Origin of the sequence: Mesorhizobium sp. LSHC420B00, assembly GCF_000503055.1 — a bacterium.
GTDB lineage: Bacteria > Pseudomonadota > Alphaproteobacteria > Rhizobiales > Rhizobiaceae > Mesorhizobium.
On the sequence record NZ_AYVY01000012.1, the window covers coordinates 80,633 to 102,206 of the forward strand.

The 21,574-nt window shown below is 63.0% G+C and carries 19 protein-coding genes and 1 pseudogene; 17 read left to right on the plus strand and 3 right to left on the minus strand.

All coding sequences use genetic code 11. From position 1 onward, the window contains the following. Positions 1-67 precede the first annotated feature (67 nt). A complete protein-coding gene (locus X760_RS57805) occupies positions 68-1,993 on the plus strand; it encodes an LTA synthase family protein (RefSeq protein WP_023719828.1) in 1,926 nt (641 codons plus the stop codon). A 39-nt stretch (positions 1,994-2,032) separates the two neighbouring features. On the opposite strand, the gene X760_RS57810 is transcribed toward X760_RS57805, so the two are convergent. Then, positions 2,033-3,577 carry a pilus assembly protein gene (locus X760_RS57810; RefSeq protein ID WP_023719829.1) on the minus strand — a complete coding sequence of 515 codons (1,545 nt, stop codon included), beginning with the start codon at positions 3,575-3,577 and terminating at the stop codon, positions 2,033-2,035. Positions 3,578-4,040: 463 nt separating this feature from the next. On the opposite strand from X760_RS57810, the gene rpsF reads away from it, so the two are divergent. The 13 genes from rpsF (at position 4,041) to X760_RS57875 (ending at position 15,834) form a co-directional block, all read left to right on the plus strand. Continuing rightward, the gene (gene rpsF / locus X760_RS57815) at positions 4,041-4,541 is read left to right on the plus strand and encodes a 30S ribosomal protein S6 (protein ID WP_023719830.1); all 501 of its coding nucleotides are present in this window, start codon (positions 4,041-4,043) and stop codon (positions 4,539-4,541) included. Next, positions 4,541-4,789, plus strand: coding sequence for a 30S ribosomal protein S18 (gene rpsR / locus X760_RS57820; RefSeq protein ID WP_006203718.1), 249 nt, complete (start codon positions 4,541-4,543; stop codon positions 4,787-4,789). The genes rpsF and rpsR overlap by 1 nt, the downstream gene beginning before the upstream one ends. A 275-nt stretch (positions 4,790-5,064) precedes the next feature. Then, positions 5,065-5,649: a 50S ribosomal protein L9 gene (rplI, locus tag X760_RS57825; RefSeq protein WP_023719831.1), complete on the plus strand. Its 585-nt coding sequence runs from the start codon at positions 5,065-5,067 to the stop codon at positions 5,647-5,649. Between the two features lie 152 nt (positions 5,650-5,801). Further along, on the plus strand, positions 5,802-7,091 hold the full coding sequence (locus X760_RS57830; RefSeq protein ID WP_023719832.1) for a cyclopropane-fatty-acyl-phospholipid synthase family protein: 1,290 nt from the start codon (positions 5,802-5,804) through the stop codon (positions 7,089-7,091). An 82-nt stretch (positions 7,092-7,173) separates the two neighbouring features. Continuing rightward, positions 7,174-7,497, plus strand: coding sequence for a YnfA family protein (locus tag X760_RS57835; RefSeq protein WP_023719833.1), 324 nt, complete (start codon positions 7,174-7,176; stop codon positions 7,495-7,497). A 3-nt stretch (positions 7,498-7,500) separates the two neighbouring features. After that, positions 7,501-8,469, plus strand: coding sequence for a small ribosomal subunit Rsm22 family protein (locus X760_RS57840; RefSeq protein WP_023719834.1), 969 nt, complete (start codon positions 7,501-7,503; stop codon positions 8,467-8,469). A 206-nt stretch (positions 8,470-8,675) separates the two neighbouring features. Beyond that, positions 8,676-10,166, plus strand: coding sequence for a replicative DNA helicase (locus tag X760_RS57845; protein ID WP_023677714.1), 1,491 nt, complete (start codon positions 8,676-8,678; stop codon positions 10,164-10,166). Between the two features lie 21 nt (positions 10,167-10,187). After that, the gene (locus tag X760_RS57850; RefSeq protein ID WP_023719835.1) at positions 10,188-10,793 is read left to right on the plus strand and encodes a hypothetical protein; all 606 of its coding nucleotides are present in this window, start codon (positions 10,188-10,190) and stop codon (positions 10,791-10,793) included. Continuing rightward, entirely contained in the window at positions 10,793-12,211 is a 1,419-nt protein-coding gene (gene radA, locus X760_RS57855; protein ID WP_023719836.1) for a DNA repair protein RadA, read from the plus strand. Before X760_RS57850 ends, radA begins: the two co-directional genes overlap by 1 nt. A gap of 47 nt (positions 12,212-12,258) precedes the next feature. Next, a complete protein-coding gene (locus X760_RS57860) occupies positions 12,259-12,930 on the plus strand; it encodes a CvpA family protein (RefSeq protein WP_023719837.1) in 672 nt (223 codons plus the stop codon). 126 nt (positions 12,931-13,056) lie between these two features. Further along, entirely contained in the window at positions 13,057-14,526 is a 1,470-nt protein-coding gene (gene purF, locus X760_RS57865) for an amidophosphoribosyltransferase (RefSeq protein WP_023719838.1), read from the plus strand. A gap of 220 nt (positions 14,527-14,746) precedes the next feature. Continuing rightward, the gene (locus tag X760_RS57870) at positions 14,747-15,487 is read left to right on the plus strand and encodes an SDR family NAD(P)-dependent oxidoreductase (RefSeq protein WP_023719839.1); all 741 of its coding nucleotides are present in this window, start codon (positions 14,747-14,749) and stop codon (positions 15,485-15,487) included. Between the two features lie 125 nt (positions 15,488-15,612). Beyond that, positions 15,613-15,834: a hypothetical protein gene (locus tag X760_RS57875; RefSeq protein ID WP_023719840.1), complete on the plus strand. Its 222-nt coding sequence runs from the start codon at positions 15,613-15,615 to the stop codon at positions 15,832-15,834. Between the two features lie 39 nt (positions 15,835-15,873). Here X760_RS57875 and X760_RS57880 read toward each other — a convergent pair whose 3' ends face one another. Beyond that, a complete protein-coding gene (locus tag X760_RS57880) occupies positions 15,874-16,380 on the minus strand; it encodes an OsmC family protein (protein ID WP_023719841.1) in 507 nt (168 codons plus the stop codon). A gap of 324 nt (positions 16,381-16,704) precedes the next feature. Between X760_RS57880 and X760_RS57885 the strand changes: the two genes are divergently transcribed. Then, positions 16,705-17,613, plus strand: coding sequence for a DMT family transporter (locus X760_RS57885; protein WP_023719842.1), 909 nt, complete (start codon positions 16,705-16,707; stop codon positions 17,611-17,613). A 201-nt stretch (positions 17,614-17,814) separates the two neighbouring features. Here the strand turns inward: X760_RS57885 and X760_RS57890 are convergent. After that, a pseudogene (locus tag X760_RS57890) lies at positions 17,815-18,668 on the minus strand (LysR substrate-binding domain-containing protein). Positions 18,669-18,782: 114 nt separating this feature from the next. Between X760_RS57890 and X760_RS57895 the strand changes: the two are divergent. Continuing rightward, on the plus strand, positions 18,783-19,190 hold the full coding sequence (locus X760_RS57895) for a 4-oxalocrotonate tautomerase family protein (RefSeq protein ID WP_023719843.1): 408 nt from the start codon (positions 18,783-18,785) through the stop codon (positions 19,188-19,190). Positions 19,191-19,339: 149 nt separating this feature from the next. Continuing rightward, positions 19,340-21,562 carry an AMP-binding protein gene (locus X760_RS57900; RefSeq protein WP_023719844.1) on the plus strand — a complete coding sequence of 741 codons (2,223 nt, stop codon included), beginning with the start codon at positions 19,340-19,342 and terminating at the stop codon, positions 21,560-21,562. The last annotated feature ends 12 nt before the right edge of the window (positions 21,563-21,574 follow it).

Consider the following 21,574-nt stretch of genomic DNA (forward strand, 5'->3'; position numbering starts at 1 on the left):
CTAGCTTTGCGTGACAGTTCGATGACAGTCGAGTGACGCTTTTGTTGCGGGCCGGGGAACTATTGCAGTGGCAAAGACCAAGAAGAGCGCAGCCGAGGCCGCGCCACAGTTTCTCGAAGGCGATCCGGCCACCGGCTATCTGCCGGGGCGCAAATGGCCTGTCATCCGCTATGGCTTCATCAGCCTGTTGGCCGCGGCCATCCTGGTGTTCTCTATCGAATTGATCGTGCGCGGCAACTTTGCCGGCACCGTCGACTTCTTTCTGCAGCCCTTCAAACCCGGCTGGACCACAATCATCATTTTTGCGCTGATCCTCATAGGGCTCGACGCCGTGCTCGGCCGCAGCCATCAGAGCCTGATGATCCTCGCGCCGCTGACGTTGTCGCTGGCGTTCGTCGGCCACCAGAAGTCGCTCTATCTCGGCGATCCGCTCTATCCGACTGATTTCCTCTATTCTCGGCAGATCGTGGCGCTGATGCCGCTCCTGGTACGCGATCGCCCGGGAACCGCCATTGCCCTGGCGATCGGCGTCGTCGGCGGGCTGTCGCTTCTCGTCTATGGCTGGCGGCTATGGCGCCGCCGCGTTCCGGCGCTCAGCCACAAGGGCCGCCTTGCCCGACTGACGCTGACAGTGCCGCTGATCGCCTTCTTCGTCTCCATCATGGACTATGCCACTTTCTCATGGACGCGCGACCGGCTGCAGATCATCCCGATCATGTGGGACCAGAAGGAAAACTATGCCTCGAACGGTTTTGCGCTCGCATTCGCGCTGAACGTCCCGATGGCCCATGTCTCGGCGCCGCCCGGCTATTCCGGCAAGGCGATCGAAGCGATCGGCAAACCGCAGGTGACGGCGTCGGTACCCGCCGAGAAGCCCGACATCATCGTCGTCATGAGCGAATCCTTCTGGGATCCGACCAAGCTGCCCGGCGTCACCATCACGCCCGACCCTATCCCCAATGTGCGGGCACTGCGCACGGGCTACATGTTCTCGCCCGAATTCGGCGGCATGACGGCCAACATCGAGTTCGAGGCCCTGACCGGCTTTTCCAACGCCTTCCTGCCGGCGGGCAGTATTCCCTACCAGCAATATGTGCGGACACCGACCCCGTCGCTGGCGACCTTCCTGAAAAGTCAGGGCTACCGGGCGCGCGCCATCCATCCCGGCACCAACTGGTTCTGGAACCGGGGAGCCGTCTATGCCGATTTCGGCTTCAACGACTTCAAATCCGAGGAGACGTTGCCGCCCATGCAAAAACGCGGACCGCTCGCGTCGGACGCAGCGATGACCGACGAGATCATCCACGAGGCCGATACCAGCGCCGAGCCGGTCTTCTTTTTCGCCGTCAGCCTGCAGAACCACGGGCCGTATGAGCCCTATCGCTATAACAATCCGACCCATAAGGTGCAGGCGCCGATCAGCCAATGGGCACGTGAATCGCTGTTGAGCTACGCCGAAGGCTCTTCCGACGCGGACCGTGGCCTCGAGCGGCTGATCGAATGGGCGAAGAAACGCCAGCGGCCGACGGTCATCGCCTTCTTCGGCGACCATCTGCCGCCGCTTGGGCCGGTCTACGTCGAGACCGGTTTCCTGAAGGACAATGTCGCGCCGCGCAAGGAGGCGGCCGACCAGATGCTGCTGCACCACCAGACGCCGCTGATCGTCTGGTCAAACCGCAGCGGCCCGGCCGAGGATCTCGGCGCCGTCAGCCCAGCCTTCCTGCCCTATCATATCCTGAAGACTGCCGGCATCAGTCATCCCTATTACACCGGCTTCCTCGGCCAGTTGCGGGAGCACTACCGCGTCATCGACCGCAATTTGCTGTTGGCACCGGCGGGCGACGCCACCCCCGATTGGTCGCGTCAGAAAGAGATCGACCCGGCAATCCGCGACTTCCGTCTGCTGCAGTACGACATGATGTTCGGCAAGCGCCATGCGGCGCCCGATTTCTTCCCCGAAACCACACGCAAAGTGGCTGCGCACACGAGTTGAGCAGCGGCGGCGGAACGGCCGTTGGGCGACTGACGTCGTTCAGTTCGTCAAGTGCAGGTGCGAAATCGAGCTTCCGATTTTCAGGAACACGCTTTCGAGCTGGGTGACGTCGTTGGTCGGGTAATAATCCGACGGCGACGACGCGCAGGCCTCGTAGAGCTTGCGGTTGGCTGCGGTGTCGGCCTGCAGCAGTACTGTGAAGATCTGCACGTCCTGTTTCTTCAACGTGTTGCAGACATTGGTTGTCCAGTCGTCGACATTGCGCGCGGCCGCGGTCTGGTCGCTGGATCCGAACCGACCCGAAGCCAGGAACCCGTAAGAACCATAGTCCGACTTCTGTGGCGTATCCTTCGCGCCATAGACAACATTTTCGCCGTCGGTGAGCAGCAGCACCGTTTTGGTCGTGCCTGACGCCCTGAACGGCGCGCCGTCACTGTAGGGCGGTTCCGGCGAGAGTACCCGCATCCCCCATGACAACCCTTCCGAAACATTGGTCCCCGAGCCGTTCCATTCGATCATCTCACTGACGGCCTTACGCAATTTGTCGAAATCGTCGGTCAGCGGCACTATCGGCGTCGGACAGGCCCGGTTTGGGCCGATGGTCAGGGGGCCTTTCTTGTCGTTGATCAGCTTCATCGTCGAAACACTGTACTTCGCGATGTCGCCGGTGAGGCCGGGAAGCAGGGTGATAACCGTATCGTCGAGATAGGAATTGTTGTAGCCGGCCGCCGAATTGCCATAGGAGCTGTTCGGATTTTTGGCGTTACCTGGATCGTCCGGCGCGAAATAGGGTACGAACAGGGTGTCCGGTTTGTTTTGGTCGGGCGAAATGTCGGAAACATTGTTGATTCCGGGCCGCGCCTCGACGCAGCCTCTCCATTCGACGCCCAATTGCTTGAACAGGTCCATATGGTTGACGCGCTTGCCGCCGACCAAGGGGAAATTGGCGCCATTGTTCGGCGATTTGCCGGCCATGTCGATCCAGGCCGGATCGTAGTCCTCGCCCTTGACATTGACCGCGGTGACGAACGGCACCACTGCGACACGTACGCTGCGCGTCGGCGACTTCGCGGCTTGGAGCATATCGATCAAGCCCGTCGCCGCCGTCCGCAATGCGCCGATGCGGTCGTTGCTGGCCATCGACCCGGTATTGTCGAGCACCAGCACGACTTCGAGCTGATTGGTCGATTCGACGGCGCCGGCATCGACGGTGATGCGCTTGTCGTTGCCGAACAGGAAGGCGAAGTTCAAGTTGACATCGGCCGCGGCGACAGCCTTTGTCTGGATGTAATTGAGGCCCCTTTCGACGGTAAGCGTCGCTTCGGCGTTCCTCAACTCGCTGTGGCCGGCGACATTGGCCTGGAAGTAGCGGTCGAAGACGTCCTTGCGCGAAGCCTCGATGTCGCCGAGATGCGAAGATGCAAGGTTCGCGGCATCGAGCGCGTTCTGCAAGCTGACCTTGGCCCTCATCAAGGTGGACACGTCCACGGCAAAGGCGACGGCCGTCAGAACCGCAGGCAGCCCGAACGCCAGCATCAGGGCAAAGTTGCCGCTCTTCGAACGGCAGAATTTGTCGAACAGCATTTTATCCCCAAAACCGCCTTGCTGGCGGCCGCGCGCGAACTGTTCGTTTTGCATTCGCATGATGAACGGCGGGTTGCCGCCACGCCCGCCGGCACGGGGAACTTCGCATGATGGTTAAGGTCAGGTTTCAGGAAATCCGTAAAACCTTGCCATCGAGGTCCGTTGTGCTCTGGAAGATAGGACGCTAGTCGAGCCGTTTGGCCTGTCGTTTGGCCTTGCTTTGCGGTCAAATTCCTGTATAGACGCCCGCAATCTGCCGGTCCTTGCTGGGGGCTGAACGGAGGGCCGGAGGTTTTCGAACCTTCGCGTGGAGCCAGAAGCGCTTCCGCCTCCCGTGTCTCCGCTCTCGACCGTCTCGTCATGCTCCTTTCTTCCCCGTCTTCGCAAGGATTGCGGGTCAGAGAAGTTGCAGAGGCTTTTGCCGCCGGGAACCGGGAGAGAAACGAAGAAAGGCACGAACACTATGGCTCTATACGAACATGTGTTTCTTGCCCGGCAGGACCTCTCGCAGCAGCAGGTCGATGCGCTTGTCGAACAGTACAAGGGCGTCCTCACCGCGAATGGCGGGTCCGTCGGCCGGGTCGAGAACTGGGGACTGAAGTCCCTCACCTACCGGGTCAACAAGAACCGGAAGGCATATTATACACTCATGGACATCACCTGCCCGCCGGCCGCGCTCAATGAGATGGAGCGCCAGATGGGCCTGTCCGAGGACGTGCTGCGTTTCCTGACCATCAAGGTCGATGCGCATGAGGAAGGCCCGTCGGCAATGATGCAGAAGCGCGAAGAGCGCTCGGAACGCGGCGGCTTCGGCGACCGCGACCGTGGCGATCGTGGCCCGCGCTCATTCGGCGACCGCGATCGCGGTGACCGTGCTGATCGTCCGCCGCGCAGCTTCGGCGATGGCGGTGCCGATCGTGGCCCGCGCCGTCCGCGCGAAGGCTTTGAAGGAGCCGCAGAATAATGGTCGACATCAACCAGATCCCAACCCGGCGCCCCTTCCACCGTCGCCGCAAGACTTGCCCGTTCTCCGGCGCCAACGCGCCGAAGATCGACTACAAGGACGTGCGGCTTCTGCAGCGCTACATTTCCGAGCGCGGCAAGATCGTGCCGTCGCGCATCACCGCCGTCAGCCAGAAGAAGCAGCGCGAACTCGCCAAGGCGATCAAGCGCGCCCGCTTCCTCGGCCTGCTGCCCTACGTGGTCCGCTAAGACTGATTAGTTGACCATGATCTTATCCGAAAACCGGTTTCCAGTTTTCGGGATCATGGTCTAGCCAGCGGGCGGTTCGCCGCCCGCTTTTTTCACCGGCCACGACGGGCGTAGCTGGATCGAACACCAAATCCCGGGTTGGATTTCGACAAGAGATCCTAACTGCCGCGACAGGCAGGACAGCGACACAGGCGGCGACGCCCCAGCTTCCTGACCTGTTCCAGACAATTCGGCGCCGATCCTGAGGATAGGTGCCCAAGCGAAGGAACAAAACCATGGAAGTCATTCTTCTCGAACGCGTTTCCCGGCTCGGCCAGATGGGCGACACCGTCAAGGTCAAGGACGGGTTCGCCCGCAATTTCCTGCTGCCGCAGGGCAAGGCGCTGCGCGCCAACGAAGGTAACAAGAAGAAGTTCGAGGGACAGCGCGCCCAACTCGAGGCCCGCAACCTGGAGCGCAAGTCCGAGGCCGCGCAGATTGCTGAAAAGCTCGACGGCAAGAGCTTCATCGCCGTGCGCTCGGCCGGCGAGACCGGCCAGCTCTATGGTTCGGTCTCGACGCGCGACATCGCCGAGCTGTTGACGGCGGAAGGTTTTTCGGTGAACCGCAACCAGATCCTTCTCAATCAGCCGATCAAGACCATCGGGGTCACCAACGTGGCGATCGCGCTGCACCCGGAAGTCGAGGTCACCATCACGCTCAACATTGCCCGCACGGCCGACGAAGCCGAACGCCAGGCCAAGGGCGAAACGCTGACCACCGCCGAAGCCATCTACGGCGAAGACATCAACGACAATGCGCGGCCGGAAAATTTCTTCGATCCGAACGCGGAGTTCGAGGGCGGCGAAGACAACGGCTGATCGTTGTTCGCCGGCATTCGTCGGCTAATACCTATCTGGACCAATGCCCGGGCCTCGCACCCGGGCATTTTTATGCCAAATGGAACTTTTCGAACCCCTATATCTTGATGCAGAATAGGACAGCATGTCTGGCCGAGAGGGGACAATTGGTCATGAATATTCTGCTTAAGCGCGTTCTCGACCGCCTGGTCCGCACAGGCAATCTCAAGGTGACAGGGCCGCAAGGCTCGATGGTGACTTTCGGTGACGGCAGCGGCGAGCCGGTGCACATGCACATCAAGACAAGGCATGCCGAGCGCGCCATCACTTTTGATCCGATGCTGGCGGTGCCGGAAGCCTACATGGACGGTGAACTCGACATTATCGAGGGCGGCGTGCTGGGGGTGATGCGCATTGCGTTCCAGAACATGGGCAGCGGCGGCATCGATGCCACCTGGTCGAAGGCGATCGAGGGTCTGCGCCACGCCTTCCGGCGCCTGCAGCAGATCAACACGGCGTCGCGGGCGCGCCGCAACGTGCAGCGCCACTACGATCTGTCGGGCGACCTCTATCGCCTCTTCCTCGATGAGGACATGCAGTATTCCTGCGCCTATTTCGAGCAGCCGGACATGACGCTCGATGAGGCCCAGGCAGCCAAGAAGCGCCACATCGCCGCCAAGCTCAGGTTGAAAGCGGGCCAGACGGTACTCGACATCGGCTCCGGCTGGGGCGGGCTTGGCCTCTATCTCGCCAAGGCGTTCGACGTCGACGTGCAAGGCGTGACGCTGTCGACCGAGCAGCACGGCGTCGCCACCGACCGCGCGCACGCGCAAGGCCTGCAAAACCGGGTGCATTTCGACCTCAAGGACTATCGCGAGCTCAATGAGCGTTTCGACCGCATCGTCTCGGTCGGCATGTTCGAGCATGTCGGCGTCAATCATTTCCGTACCTTCTTCGACAAGTCGGCGACGCTGCTGAAGCCGGACGGTGTCATGCTGCTGCACACGATCGGCCGTTCCGGTGTGCCGTGGGCGACCAGCGCCTTCATTCGCAAATACATCTTCCCGGGCGGCTATATCCCGTCGCTCTCCGAAGTGATGCCGGCTATCGAAAAGTCGGGGCTCGTCGTCACCGACATCGAGGTTCTGCGGCTGCATTATGCCGAGACGCTGAAGCATTGGGGCGAGCGCTTTGCCGCCAACCGCGACAAGGCCAAGGCGATCTATGACGAGCGCTTCTGCCGCATGTGGGAGTTCTATCTTGCCGCCTCGGAAGCTGCCTTCCGATGGCAGGATCTGGTGATCTTCCAGATCCAGATCGCCAAGAAGAACGACACGCTGCCGGTGACGCGCGACTACATGGCCAGTTGCGAGAAGGCGCTGGAGATGCGCGATCTTGGACGTCGTGAAAAGGCTCCTGCCGCCAAGCCCACTCGCCGCCGCAAGGTGGCAGATCCGGAGTAGACTGCCGGCGATCGCGCCATTGCCGCTTGCCATTGCCGGCTGGCACGCTGAAAAAGGTCTCGTCAACGCGGGACCTTTTTTCATGACCTACCTCCTCTACGTCGCCGCCGCACTTGCCGAGATCGCCGGCTGCTTCTCGTTCTGGGCGTGGTGGCGGCTGGATAAGTCGCCGCTGTGGTTGGCGCCCGGTCTCGTCTCACTGGTGCTATTCGCGTGGCTGCTGGCGCTTGTCGACACCAGTGCGGCGGGCCGGGCCTATGCCGCCTATGGCGGCATCTACATTGCCGCCTCGCTGGTCTGGCTATGGTTGGCGGAAGGCGTGCACCCCGACAGTTGGGATCTTGCCGGTGCCACGATGTGCATCATTGGCGCCTCGGTCATCGTGCTCGCACCTCGGGCTGCGTAGACCATGGAACTGCCCGCCCCGCTTAGACAAGGCGTCGACCGCCTTCTCGAACAGGTGCCGTTGCCGATGATCAAGCAAGCGGCCAAGACGCTGTCGGACCGCTACCGCGCCGAGTTGCGCGATGGCCGCCTGCACATGGCCGAAGAAATGGCGGTTAAGGCCTATCTGGCAACGCGGCTTCCGGCGACCTATGCGGCCGTCCGTGCCAGCCTCGATGCGGTGGGCGAGTCTCGGCCCGACTATGCTCCGAAGACCTTGCTCGATGTCGGCGCCGGCCCTGGCACGGTGCTTTGGGCCACAATCGATCTCTGGCCCGATCTCGAACAGGCAGTGCTGCTCGAGGCCGGTGCCGCGGTGCGGCGGGTCGGCGAGGCGCTTGCCGCCGAGACAATCCATGCCAAGACCGCCTGGCTGACCGGCGACGTCACCATCGACCTGGTCGATCTGGAGCCGGCCGAGCTGGTGACTTCGGCCTATGTGCTGGATGAGATCGCGCCGGCATCGCTGGCAAAACTAATCGACCGGCTCTGGCAGCTGACCGCCGACACGCTGCTGGTCGTCGAGCCAGGCACGCCGGCCGGCTGGCAGCGCATCCTTGCCGTGCGGCGGCAGCTGATCGAGGCGGGGGCGCACGTGCTCGCGCCCTGCCCGCATGAGGCGCCCTGCCCACTTGTCGCTCCCGACTGGTGCCATTTCGCCCGCCGCGTCGCCCGCTCGCGCCTGCACCGTCTGGCCAAGGATGCCGAGGTGCCGTGGGAGGACGAAAAGTTCATCTTTGTCGCCGCTTCCCGTCATCCGGCCGCTCCGCCCCGCGCGCGGGTGATCGCACCGCCGAAATCGGGCTCCGGCAAGGTCTTGCTGAAGCTTTGCCAACAGGATGGTCATGCCGCCGAGCGACTGTTCACGAAGCGCGACGGCGAGACGTTCAAGGCCGCGCGGCGACTGGACTGGGGTGACGCCTTGCCGGAATGATCGGCAGCTATTTTCCTGTTTTGTTCTCGCCCAAGAACGGTTAGGCTCGCCATCTTGATTCGAGTCAATCGAGATTCTTTCCACCGAAGTATCTTGGCTGTGAATCGCGGGCATCAAAGTTGGTTGGTTGGGGACTGATGCAGATAAGTCATCACCGACTTGTCTCGTTCTGATATCGAGAGACCGGGATCAGGACCGGGGACATCATGGCAGAGGCAGCACGAAAATTCGGCGTGGCGGAAACACCGCTCTATCGCGAGGCGCCGAACAACATCGAGGCCGAGCAGGCGCTGCTCGGTGCCATCCTGGTCAACAACGATGCCTTCTATCGCGTCTCCGACTTTCTGAAGCCTGGCCATTTCTACGAGCCGTTGCACAGGAAGATCTTCGAGGTCGCGGCCGAGCTCATCCGCATGGGCAAGATCGCGACGCCGATCACGCTGAAGACCTTCCTGCCGGCCGACGAGAAGGTCGGCGACATGACGGTGGCGCAATATGTCGTGCGGCTGGCGGTCGAGGCCGTCACCGTCGTCAACGCCACCGACTATGGCCGCGCCATCTACGATCTGGCCACGCGCCGCGCGCTGATCACCGTCGGCGAGGACATGGTCAACATCGCCTATGACGCGCCGGTCGACATGTCGCCCTCCGACCAGATCGAGGACGCCGAGCGGCGGCTGTTCGAGCTGGCCGAGACCGGCCGCTACGACGGCGGCTTCGAGAGCTTCACCGACGCTGTCAAGACGGCGGTCGACATGGCCAATGCCGCCTATATGCGCGACGGGCATTTGTCGGGCGTCGCCACCGGCTTGCGCGACCTCGACCGTCGCATGGGCGGCCTGCAGTCGTCCGACTTGATCATCATTGCCGGCCGCCCCGGCATGGGTAAAACCTCGCTCGCCACCAACATCGCCTTCAATATCGCGGAGGCGTATGTCCCGGCGCAGCAGGCCGACGGCTCGTTCAAGGCGGCCAATGGCGGCGTCGTCGGCTTCTTTTCGCTCGAAATGTCATCCGAACAGCTCGCCACCCGCATTATTTCCGAACAGACCGAAATCCCGTCGTCGAAAATCCGCCGCGGCGAGATCAGCGAGATGGATTTCGAAAAGCTCGTCGCCTGTTCGCAGACCATGCAGAAAATCCCGCTGTTCATCGACCAGACCGGCGGTATTTCCATCGCTCAGCTGTCCGCCCGCGCGCGTCGCTTGAAGCGCCAGCGCGGCCTCGACGTCATCGTCATCGACTATATCCAGCTGATGCAGGGATCGAGCGCGAAATCATCGCAAAACCGCGTCCAGGAAATCACCGAGATCACCACCGGGCTCAAGGCACTGGCCAAGGAGTTGGCGGTGCCGATCATCGCGCTGTCGCAGCTGTCGCGCCAGGTCGAGAGCCGCGACGACAAGCGCCCGCAGCTTTCGGATCTGCGCGAATCGGGCTCCATCGAGCAGGACGCCGACGTGGTGCTGTTCGTCTACCGCGAGGAATATTATCTGAAGAACCGCGAGCCGAAGCCGGGCACCGACGAATACATCAAGTGGGAACACGAGATGAACGAGATGCGCGGCAAGGCCGAAGTAATCGTCGCCAAGCAGCGCCACGGCCCAACGGGATCGGTCAGCCTCGCCTTCCAGGGCGAATTCACCCGCTTCTCGGACCTTGCGGAAGAGCATCATTTGCCGGATCGGTTCGAGTAGGCATTGTCGCGGAGCAGCCGATTGGACTTTAGAGATATCTACCAAAGGATAAAATTCGAAGAGTATAACATCTCCGAGGATGAACGCGCGCAACTCACTGAATATTTGAGATCTGCCCGGTCAATTTCTCGCACGGAATCGCACGCCGGTTTGCTGGTGTTCTGCTACTCAAGCGAACCTACGCCCGAGAACGTTGAATTGGTGAGGAAATTCCTTGCCAAGCATGTCGAAGACTATACGCGAAGCGCGGCAGTGACCGGTCTTTATCGAGTTTGGAAATTGGGAGCGACAGCTGACATCGACGATCTGCTGAGTTTTTTGGCCCTTTCGTTGGACGAAACTCGGCACGACACCTCTCTGGCGGCGATCGGGTGCGCATTCCTTTTGATGCACCGGCTCAATGATCGTCGCCTCTCGACTGCCCTTATGAGATTGCTGGAGACGTTGCACGATGAAGTCGGGCGAGAGAACGACTTCGCGGTCGGTCTGTTCAGATATGCGTGTTGGTCGGCATACGACAATTGGGCTCTGAGAAACGGCCAGCGCCGCACTCATTTCGATACGATCGAAGATGCTTTGCCGGTTTACTGGGATCGTCCCAAATACCTCTTGGAACCAATAAACTGATGGCCAAATCCCGTATCCAGTTCATCTGCCAGAATTGCGGTTCGGTGCATCAGCGTTGGGCCGGCAAATGTGATGCCTGCGGCGAGTGGAACACGCTGGTCGAGGAAGGCACGTCGGGCGGCATCGGCTCCGGCCCGGCCAACACCCGCAACGCCCGCAAAGGCCGCGCGGTGGTGCTGACCAGCCTTTCCGGCGACATCGAGGACGCGCCGCGCATCGTCTCCGGCATCGGCGAACTCGACCGCGCCACCGGCGGCGGCTTCGTGCGCGGATCGGCGCTTTTGGTCGGCGGCGATCCCGGCATCGGCAAGTCGACGCTGCTCACCCAGGCTGCAGCCGCACTGGCGGCAAAGGGCCACCGCATCGTCTACGTCTCCGGTGAAGAAGCGGTCGCCCAGATCAGGCTGCGCGCCCAGCGGCTCGGCGTCGCCGACACCCCGGTCGAACTCGCCGCCGAGACCAACGTCGAGGACATCCTCGCCACCATTGCCGATGGCAAGCGGCCGGACCTGGTCATTCTCGATTCGATCCAGACGCTATGGACCGACATGGCCGATTCAGCGCCCGGCACGGTGACCCAGGTGCGTGCCGCCGCCCAAGCGATGATCCGCTATGCAAAATCCACAGGGGCGGCGATCGTTCTGGTCGGCCATGTCACCAAGGAGGGCCAGATCGCCGGCCCACGCGTCGTCGAGCACATGGTCGACGCGGTGCTCTATTTCGAGGGCGAAGGCGGCCACCACTACCGCATCCTGCGAACGGTCAAGAACCGCTTCGGGCCAACCGACGAGATCGGCGTCTTCGAAATGTCGGACAAGGGCTTGCGGGAAGTCGCCAACCCGTCCGAGCTTTTCCTCGGTGAACGTCACGCGAAGTCGCCGGGTGCCGCGGTTTTCGCCGGCATGGAAGGCACACGGCCGGTGCTGGTCGAGATCCAGGCGCTGGTAGCACCTTCGACGCTCGGCACGCCACGCCGCGCCGTCGTCGGCTGGGACGGCGCCCGGCTGTCGATGATCCTGGCGGTTCTGGAAGCCCATTGCGGCGTTCGCTTCGGCACGCACGACGTCTATCTCAACGTTGCCGGCGGTTACCGCATTTCGGAGCCGGCGGCCGACCTGGCGGTGGCGGCGGCACTGGTTTCCTCGCTCACCGGTCTTGCCCTTCCCGCCGATTGCGTCTATTTCGGCGAAATCAGCCTTTCGGGGGCGGTGAGGCCGGTTGCGCATGCGCAGCAGCGCCTCAAGGAAGCCGAAAAGCTGGGTTTCGGAAGCGCGGTTCTGCCCTTGGGCAGCGAGGAACTTGTTGGTGGTAATGGGGCCGGGGGGATCGGAGCCGGCGCTTTCCAGCCCACCGAGCTTGCCGATCTCGTGGCGCGCATAGCCGGCTCTCGGCGCAGCCGCGCCGACGAGCAAGACTGATGCGGCTCGTCGAGTCGTGAAAAAGAGATCGGAGCGGGGCGAAAAACATGCCGATTACGCTGCTTGACGGAATTCTCGTCGGCTTCACCCTGGTCTCGGCGATGCTCGCCATGGTTCGCGGCTTTTCGCGCGAGATCCTGTCGATCATCTCCTGGGCAGTTGCCGCTGCGGCGGCCTTCTTCTTCTACAAGCCGGTGCTGCCTTACATTCAGCCCTATATCGACAACGAAAAGGCAGCCATGGCGGCGGCCGCCGGTATCGTCTTCATTGTCGCGCTGATCGTCGTTTCCGTCATCACCATGAAGCTCGCCGACTGGATCATCGATTCCAGGATCGGCGCGCTCGATCGCACACTTGGCTTCCTCTATGGCGCGGCGCGCGGCATCCTGGTGGTCGCGGTCGCACTGCTGTTTTTCAATTGGCTGGCCGGCGCCAAAGCTCCAGGCTGGATTGCCAACGCCAAGTCAAAGCCGCTGCTCGAATCGATCGGTGCCAAGCTGGAAAGCCTGCTGCCCGAGGATCCGGAAAACGCCATCCTCAACAAGCTCAATCCGAATCAGCCGGCCACCGAGACGCCTCTGGCCCCCGACGCGCCTGCAGCGGAAGCACCTGCCGCCGGCGACGACGCCACTGCTCCGGCACCCGATGACAGCGACGCTCCGCCGGCCGACAATGCGCCCGCGACGCCGGCACCTGCAAACCCGGCGCCGGCAAACTGATTTCGGCAGACTTGCTCGCCTCGAGACTGTCGATCATGTGAACGTCGCACGACGTGCGTTGCTTTCGATGCGCTATGACCTTATATGGCGACTTTAGCGGAGCTTGAGCCCCCAATGGCAGCCTCAGTGGCAGACGCAGACGACGTGCTTTCCGCCGAAGCCGACGACCATTTCCACGACGAATGCGGCGTGTTCGGCATTTTCGGCCGGCAGGACGCCGCAGCCATCGTAACACTCGGCCTGCATGCGTTGCAGCATCGCGGCCAGGAAGCGGCCGGCATCGTTTCCTATGACGGCACCCAATTCCATGTCGAACGCCATGTCGGCCTGATCGGCGACACCTTCACCAAGCAGCGTGTCATCGACAGCCTGCAAGGCAACCGTGCCATCGGCCACACACGCTATGCCACCACCGGTGGCGCTGGCTTGCGCAACATCCAGCCTTTCTTCGCCGAACTTGCCGATGGCGGCTTTGCCGTCGCCCATAACGGCAATCTCACCAACGCCATGACCGTTCAGCGCGCCCTGCAGAAGCAGGGCGCCATCTTCTCTTCCACCTCCGACACCGAGACGCTCTTGCATCTGGTCGCCACCAGCAAGGAGCGCGACCTCAATTCGCGCTTCATCGATGCGGTGCGCCAGGTCGAAGGCGCCTTCTCGTTAGTGGCAATGACGTCCAAGAAGATGATCGGTTGCCGCGACCCGCTCGGTATCCGGCCGCTGGTGCTAGGCGATCTCGACGGCGCCTGGATTCTCGCCTCGGAGACCTGTGCGCTCGATATTATCGGGGCGCGTTTCGTGCGCGACCTGAAGCCCGGCGAAATGGTCGTCGTCACCAGCAAGGGCATCGAAAGCCTGTTCCCGTTCGAGCCGCAGAAGACCCGCTTCTGCATTTTCGAATATGTCTACTTCGCCCGGCCGGATTCTTCGGTCGAAGGCCGCAATGTCTACGAGGTACGCAAGCGCATCGGCGCCGAGCTGGCACTGGAGAGCCCGGTCGAGGCCGACATTGTCGTGCCGGTGCCGGATTCGGGCACACCGGCGGCGATCGGCTTTTCGCAGGCCGCGGGCATTCCGTTCGAGCTCGGCATCATCCGCAATCACTATGTCGGCCGCACCTTCATCCAGCCCGGCGATTCGATCCGCCACATGGGCGTCAAGCTCAAGCACAACGCCAATCGCCGCATGATCGAAGGCAAGCGTGTGGTGCTGGTCGACGATTCGATCGTACGCGGCACCACCAGCCAGAAGATCGTGCAGATGGTGCGCGATGCCGGCGCCAAGGAGGTGCATATGCGCATCGCCTCGCCGCCGACGCGCGCCTCGTGCTTTTACGGCGTCGACACACCGGAAAAGTCGAAGTTGCTGGCCTCGCGCATGTCGGTGGAGGAGATGGCCGAGTTCATCCGCGTCGATTCGCTCGGCTTCCTCTCGATCGACGGGCTCTACCGGGCCGTCGGCGAAGCCGGCCGCGACAACGAGCAGCCGCAATTCTGCGACGCCTGCTTCACCGGCCAGTATCCGACCCGGCTTGCCGATTTCGAAGGCTCCGACAATGTCCGCACGCTTTCGCTCTTGGCGGCGGGCGGGTCGTAAGGTTGCCGGATCGCCATTTGTCTTCGCCAGGTTACCCCCCTCTGCCCTGCCGGGCATCTCCCCCTCAAGGGGGGAGATCGGCTGAACTGTCGACTTTCGCCAATCGCGACGGTCGCAGAACAGGCGCTGAGCCTGATGAGGGCCAATCTCCCCCCTTGAGGGGGAGATGCCCGGCAAGGCAGAGGGGGGTGCTTCACGCCGACCTCATGGAAGTTCAAGCATGACCCTCGATCTCTCCGGCCGCGTTGCGGTCGTCACCGGCGCCTCGCGCGGTATCGGCTATTTCATCGCCAGGGAGCTTGCCGCAGCCGGTGCTCATGTGATTGCGGTTGCCCGCACCGTCGGCGGGCTGGAAGAGCTCGACGACCAGATCAAAGCAGGCGGCGGACAAGCGACGCTCGTCCCGCTCGATCTTGCCGACATGGCGGGGATCGACCGGCTGGGCGGCGCCATCCACGAGCGCTGGGGCAAGCTCGACATACTGGTCGCCAACGCCGCTGTGCTCGGCGTCATCGCCCCGATCGGCCATGTCGAGGCAAAGACCTTCGAGAAGGTGATGACCATCAACGTCACCGCAACATGGCGGCTGATCCGCTCGGTCGACCCGCTGCTGAGGCTTTCCGATGCCGGCCGCGCTATCGTGCTGAGCTCCAGCCTGGCCCACTCCGCACGCGCCTTCTGGGCGCCTTATGCGGCGTCGAAGGCGGCGGTCGAGGCCATGACGCGTTCGTGGGCCCATGAGACCGAAAACCTGCCGCTCAGGGTCAACGCCGCCGATCCCGGGGCAACGCGCACCGCGATGCGGGCGCAGGCCGTACCCGGCGAGTATCCGGAAACGCTGCCGCACCCTTCGGAGATCGCCAAGCGTATCGTGCCGTTGGCCAGCCCTGCGCTCAAGGAGACGGGGCTGATCTTCCAGGCCAAGCACAACCGCTTTGTCGCCTACCGGCAGCCGGAGTAAGCGGCCTTGCATCACGCGGCTGTGATGCCGTGGCTTAACGCCGCGCTTCGGCCCAGCTTTCGCCGCTTGGCCGGAGTTGCTAGGATCGCACCGACTCCCAAAACAAGCAGAGCGAGGAAACACCCATGGCGGCACCGAGCGTAGCGTTGGTCTGGTATCTGGTGATCGCCGGCCCGCAAGGCGGCATGGTCGTGCTGCCCAGCACCTTCGACACCCGCGAACAGTGCACCTCCGCCGTCACCGAATACCAGAAGCAGCCGACGCCGGCCGGCTGGTCGGTGCAGTGCGTGCCGAGTGCCTCGCCGTTCGCGGACGAGGGCGACGCCGAGGAGCCGTCGGCGCAGTAGGAGCGTCATCTCCTCCCTTGAGGGGGAGAGATTGGCACATCAGCGTCGCGCGCTTACCGTCAATTCGGGCTTCTGGCTGATGGTCTGGAGCACCACGCAGTAGCGCTCGGTCAACTTGATCAGCGCATCGATGCGCTCCTGCGGCTCGTCGGTGTCGAGGCCGAATGTCAGCCGGATGGCGCGGAAGCCAACAGGCGCATCCCTCGCCACGCCAAGCGTGCCGCGAAAGTCGAGATCGCCTTCGGCTTCCACTGTGGCGGCCCCAAGCTTGAATTCCAGCGCCGTGGCCACCGCCTTCAGCGTGACGCCGGCGCAAGCCACCAGCGCCTCCAGCAGCATGTCGCCGGAGCAGAGTTCGAGCCCGGTGCCGCCGGTCGCCGGATGCAGCCCGGCAATGGCGATCGCCCTGCCCGTCTCGACCTTGCAGGCGATCGATTGGTCGTCGATCGAGCCTTTGGCGCGGAGAGTAATCAGCGCGCGCGAGGCGTCGTCGCGATAGGCCTCCTTCAGCGGCGCCTGCATGGCCTTCAATGCAATCGCGTCCATTTCATTTCTCTCCCATAGTTGCCTGGCTTCGCTGCTTAACGGCGGTGTCGCCTGCCCCAAACGCAAGTCCCCGCTGGCGTAGCGCTTGGCAGGGTTTCGCCCGTATAGCCTGACGATACGGGGAGCATCCAACGCCTTCACACCCTCTCTCGCAACACATTCGTAAGGCCGCCGGACATATGGCCGATAACGCCATCCTGGAAACCCGCGAAAGGGCTTCGCCGGCAGCCTGTTCACCGGGGCTGCCGGTCTGCTGTTTCGATGCACGACGCCTCGATCAAGCTGACACTATGGTGTCAGGACGGGGCAGCGTAGGCTGGTGAAATGACGGAATCGCTGGACATGTCAGGCACAGTGGAAAGCGCCCGCGAACGTACCCTTGGCATCATCCTGGTCTCGGCGTCGGCGGCCGTCTTCGGCCTCACCGGCGTGCTGACCAAATCGATCCATTCCGACCCGCTGACCATCACCTGCTGGCGCGGCTTCGTCGGCTCGATCCTGATCAGCCTCTATGTGCTATGGCGCCGCCAGCGCTCCGGCGGTCGCGACAGCCTGCGGCTCGGCTGGCGCGGCTGGCTGCTGGCGATCGAGGGCGCGCTCGCCAGCATCGCCTTCATCTCGGCGTTCAAGTTCACCTTTGTCGCCAATGTCGCCATCATCTATGCCACCGCCCCCTTCGTCACCGCGCTGCTGGCCCTCCTGTTGGTCCGCGAACCGTTCCGGCTGCAGACGCTTGCTGCCGCTGCCGTGTCACTATGCGGGGTGGCGATCATGGTCTGGTCGGGCTTCGGCACCGGCCATCTGTTCGGCGACGGGCTGGCGCTGCTGATGACGATCGGCAGCGCCCTCTACATGATCATGGTGCGCACCTTCCGCGATACGCCGGTGGTGTGGGCGGGTGCGGTGTCGGCATTCCTTTTGTTCGTGCTCGGCTGGTTCGTCACCGATCCGCTGGCCGTCTCGGCCAGGGACGCATTGCTTCTAGCCACCTTCGGCTCCTCGTTCGCGCTTGCCTCGATCCTGTGGACGGAGGGCGCCCGGCTCATTCCGGCGGCCGAGTCTGGACTGCTGGGTTCGGCCGAAGTGCCATTCGCGATCCTGTTCGCCTTCCTGTTCCTGGCGGAGATCCCGCCGGCGGCCAGCATGGTCGGCGGCGCAATCGTGCTTTGCGCGGTGTTCGCTCACGCCGGCCGTGACTGGCTGATGGCCAGGCAGCGCGCAGCGGATGCATGACCAAAATCCTCGCCACGCCCGAGGGCGAGTTGGAGGGTCCGATCACGCGAAATCCGTGCCTGAAAATAAATTTTGAAAAGTCATGGAACCATCATCGGGCTCAGGCATTATGGCTGCGACGGGCCACCCCCAAGTCCCCCCAAACCCCTCGGCCCGTCCTACTCAGAAGCCGACCGCAAGGTCGGCTTTTTCTTTGCTGACTCAACTGGCCAAGCCCAGGTTGCCGCTGAATAACGCGGCCAGATCCTGCGCCGGCCGGTCGGCATCCTCACGCAAGCGGATGGCGAATTCGGCGACCGGCACCGGCGGCAGATCAAGATCGCGCGGCGCCTCGACGATGCCGGAATGAGCGAAGCGCGCCGTCCTCAACGTCAAAGCGATGCCAGCGTGTACCGCCGTACGCAGGCCGGCAAGGCTGGCACTGCCGGCAGCAATGCGATAGCGGCGGCCGGCCGCATCCAGTGCACTGGTCGCTGCATCGCGAAACCCGCAATGGGGATCGAGCAGCGCCAAGGGCAATTCCTCTTGGCGGGTGGCCAAGCCGTTTTGTGAGCAAAGCCAGATCATTGGCTCTTTGAGCACGCCGACTTCGTCCCGCGTCGGCGCCTGTCGCATGGCAATGGCCAGATCAAGGGTGCCGGCTTGCAAAGCCTGCGCCAGTTCGGCGGAGCGGCCGACGCGCAATTCGATCCTGACGCGCGGATGGCTGACAGCGAAGGCCCTGAGAAGCTGCGGCAAGCCGCTGTCGGCGAAATCCTGCGTCGTGCCGATGGCGACGCGCCCATCGGCATGCGCCCCTTTGAGGGCCAGCCACGCCTCGCGGTGCGCAGCAAGAATGCGCCGCGCGTGGCCGACCAGATCCTCGCCTGCCGGCGTCAGGCCACGCCCTCGCCCCTGCGGCACCAGCAGCGGTTCGCCAACTATATCCTCCAGCCGCTGCATCTGCGCGGTCACCGCCGACGGCGAGCGGCCGACGATCGACGCCGCCTGCGCCAGCGAGCCGCTATCGACGAAGCCAGGAAAGTTTTGAGAAGGTCGGGATCGAGCGCCTGCATAATTCGATAATATCTAAGTGTTTATCAAAAACAATTCGATTTTTCTGACTCAAGAACGATGGCATGATTTTCTCGACGGCGAAGAGACGCCGCTTGAAACCGAGGAGAAGAAACATGCCGATCATCAATGTCAGCGTTACCGGCAAGCCCGATGCCGCTTTGTCCGCCGCTATTGCCAAGGAGGTGACCGAACTGACGGCCACGCATCTGCGCAAGGACGCGACGATCACAGCTGTCGCGATTTCCTATCTCGACCCCGAGCACTGGTTCGCCGGCGGCAAGTCGCTGGCCGAGCACGGCGCCAACACGGCTTGGCTCGACATCAAGGTCGTCGACGGCACCAATACCAAGCTCGAACTGGAGGCCTATCTCCAGGCAATCTTTGCAGCATTCGGCCGGCTGCTAGGCAAGGTCCATGAGGAAAGCTATGCCCTCGTGCACGAAGTGCCGGCGGCCGCGTATGGCTTTGGCGGCAAGACGCAGGAATTCCGCTTCATCAGCGGGAGGATGAAGGCGGCGTAGCTGCGATTTGTGGAGAAGGCAGCCGAGCCCACTGATAGCAGGAGAGACGGAAAAATGAAGCCGCATTGACGTTGATCCAACTTCGGCTAGGTTCTCACCCGAAGCGGCCACTGAAGAGCCGCGACGTGAGATTGTTGGGAGATGCGGCGATGATCCTGACACTGGCGCTGCTTGCGGGTCTTGTCACGGCCTGGCTGCTGATCGGCGTGGTGGAGAAGTTCCGCCTCGGCCTGCGCTTGAGCCAGGCGCTGCTCTACGTGCCGTTCAAGCTCGCCTACCGGATCAACGACGAGCGAATCAAGATTGCCCGCAAGTCGGCGGCTCCGGTCATCTACGTCGTCTGGCATCAGTCGCGCCTCGAGCCGGCATTGATGCTGTCGCTGCTGCCGGAGGACACGCTGCACATTCTCGACCCGGCTTCGGCCAGATCGCCCTGGCTGGAACCATGGCGCGAGCTTGGCCGCACCATCGCCTTCAACGCCGAGCACGTCTTCGTCAGCCGCAGACTGGTGCGGGTGCTGAAGGGCAAGGGCCGGCTCGCGGTTTACCTTCCGAATGCGGTCGAGCCCGACGTCAAGTCGTTTCGATTGTTCCGCGCCATCACCCGTATCGCCATGCAGGCCGACGCTCGCATCGTGCCGATCTTCGTTGCCGGCGCGCGCAGCCTGCCGGCGTCGCTGACGCCGGCAGACAAGGCGCCGCGCCACTGGTTCCCGCAGCTGTCGATCAGCGCGCTGGAGCCGATGACCATCGCCGAGTTGGTGGCGCGGAACCCCAATCAGGCCTCCAATACCAATGCGCTGTTCGATCGCTTCGCCGAGGCCAGGCTTTTTGGCAGTGATCTCGACCGAGGGCTGTTCCTTGCCATGCGTGATGCCGCCGACCGTGTCGGCGCTTCGCACCCAATTATCGAAGACATCATCGGCGGTGCGCTGAGCTACCGGAAAATGTTTATCGGTGCCAGGGTTTTGGGCCGCCGCTTCGAGGCAATGACAGCGCCGAGCGAAGCGGTTGGGCTGCTCCTGCCCAACGCCAATGGCCTCGTGCTGGCGTTCGTCGGTGTTTTGTCGGCTGGGCGAGTGGCAGCAATGATCAACTATACCGCCGGCCCAGCGAGCGTCACCGCCGCCATCCGCACGGCGGTGATCCGCACCGTGGTCTCCTCACGCGCCTTTGTCGAAAAGGCCAACCTCGCCGACATAGTCGAGGCGGTGGAAAAGGGCGGAGCCAAACTGCTCTGGCTGGAGGATGTTCGCGCAAGCGTGACCGCGCTGGACAAGCTCGCTGCCGCCTTGCTGTGGCGATGGCCGTTGCAGCGCCAGAATGCAGCCAAGCCGGCGGTGATCCTGTTCACCTCCGGCTCGGAAGGCACACCCAAGGCAGTTGTGCTGTCGCACCGGAACCTTCTTGCCAATGCCATGCAGGCCGAAGCCCGCATCACCATCTCGCCGGTCGACATCCTGCTCAACGTGCTGCCGGTGTTCCACTCGTTCGGCCTGACCGGTGGCACCATCCTGCCGCTGGTCACCGGCGTAAAACTGTTCCTCTACCCCTCACCGCTCCACTACAAGCTTATTCCGGAGGTGGCGCGCAAGGTCCGGCCAACGGTGATGTTCGGCACCGACACGTTCCTCGCCAACTATGCCCGCACCGCCAAGGACGGCGATTTTTCCAGCCTGCGCTTTGTCGTCGCCGGTGCCGAGGCGGTGAAGCCGGAGACGCGCCGGGTTTATCGCGAACGCTTCCAGGCCGAGATCATCGAAGGTTTTGGCTTGACCGAGGCCGCACCGGTGGTCGCCGTCAACACCGCCATCCACGGTCGCGACGGCACGGTCGGGCGGCTGCTGCCGGCCATGCGCATGAAACTCGAACCGGTCGAAGGCATTAGCGACGCCGGCCGGCTGTGGCTCGACGGGCCGAACCTGATGATGGGCTACATGACCGCCGATCGGCCGGGCGAGCTACTGCCGCTCGAAGGCTGGCACGACACCGGCGATATCGTCTCGGTCGATCGCGAAGGCTTCATCACCATTCGCGGCCGCGCCAAGCGCTTCGCCAAGATCGCCGGCGAGATGGTATCGCTTGGTGCGGTCGAGATGCTGGTGCAGTCGCTGTGGCCGGAAGAGCATCACGCCGTGGTGGCGGTGCCGGACAGACGGCGCGGCGAGCGCCTCGTCCTGGTCACCACCGCCGACAGTGCCAATCCCGACGAATTGCGCGAATTCGGCAAGAAGGCCGGGGCGGCCGAACTGATGGTACCGAACGACATCGTCAAGGTCGAGGAAATCCCGGTGCTGGGCTCGGGCAAGACCGACTATGTCTCGACAAGAAAGCTGGCGCTCGAGAGGCTGGGACTGAGCGCTGCCGCCTGAGGTTTTCCAGAC

What these genes read in the sequence shown, in the direction of transcription:
- rpsF (WP_023719830.1), top strand. Translation starts at nt 4,041, where the DNA reads ATGGCTCTATACGAACATGTGTTTCTTGCCCGGCAGGACCTCTCGCAG.
- X760_RS57830 (WP_023719832.1), top strand. Translation starts at nt 5,802, where the DNA reads ATGAATATTCTGCTTAAGCGCGTTCTCGACCGCCTGGTCCGCACAGGC.
- radA (WP_023719836.1), top strand. Translation starts at nt 10,793, where the DNA reads ATGGCCAAATCCCGTATCCAGTTCATCTGCCAGAATTGCGGTTCGGTG.
- X760_RS57885 (WP_023719842.1), top strand. Translation starts at nt 16,705, where the DNA reads ATGACGGAATCGCTGGACATGTCAGGCACAGTGGAAAGCGCCCGCGAA.
- X760_RS57845 (WP_023677714.1), top strand. Translation starts at nt 8,676, where the DNA reads ATGGCAGAGGCAGCACGAAAATTCGGCGTGGCGGAAACACCGCTCTAT.
- X760_RS57900 (WP_023719844.1), top strand. Translation starts at nt 19,340, where the DNA reads ATGATCCTGACACTGGCGCTGCTTGCGGGTCTTGTCACGGCCTGGCTG.
- X760_RS57880 (WP_023719841.1), bottom strand. Translation starts at nt 16,380, where the DNA reads ATGGACGCGATTGCATTGAAGGCCATGCAGGCGCCGCTGAAGGAGGCC.
- rplI (WP_023719831.1), top strand. Translation starts at nt 5,065, where the DNA reads ATGGAAGTCATTCTTCTCGAACGCGTTTCCCGGCTCGGCCAGATGGGC.
- X760_RS57875 (WP_023719840.1), top strand. Translation starts at nt 15,613, where the DNA reads ATGGCGGCACCGAGCGTAGCGTTGGTCTGGTATCTGGTGATCGCCGGC.
- X760_RS57870 (WP_023719839.1), top strand. Translation starts at nt 14,747, where the DNA reads ATGACCCTCGATCTCTCCGGCCGCGTTGCGGTCGTCACCGGCGCCTCG.
- X760_RS57860 (WP_023719837.1), top strand. Translation starts at nt 12,259, where the DNA reads ATGCCGATTACGCTGCTTGACGGAATTCTCGTCGGCTTCACCCTGGTC.
- X760_RS57810 (WP_023719829.1), bottom strand. Translation starts at nt 3,577, where the DNA reads ATGCTGTTCGACAAATTCTGCCGTTCGAAGAGCGGCAACTTTGCCCTG.
- X760_RS57840 (WP_023719834.1), top strand. Translation starts at nt 7,501, where the DNA reads ATGGAACTGCCCGCCCCGCTTAGACAAGGCGTCGACCGCCTTCTCGAA.
- X760_RS57895 (WP_023719843.1), top strand. Translation starts at nt 18,783, where the DNA reads ATGCCGATCATCAATGTCAGCGTTACCGGCAAGCCCGATGCCGCTTTG.
- rpsR (WP_006203718.1), top strand. Translation starts at nt 4,541, where the DNA reads ATGGTCGACATCAACCAGATCCCAACCCGGCGCCCCTTCCACCGTCGC.
- X760_RS57835 (WP_023719833.1), top strand. Translation starts at nt 7,174, where the DNA reads ATGACCTACCTCCTCTACGTCGCCGCCGCACTTGCCGAGATCGCCGGC.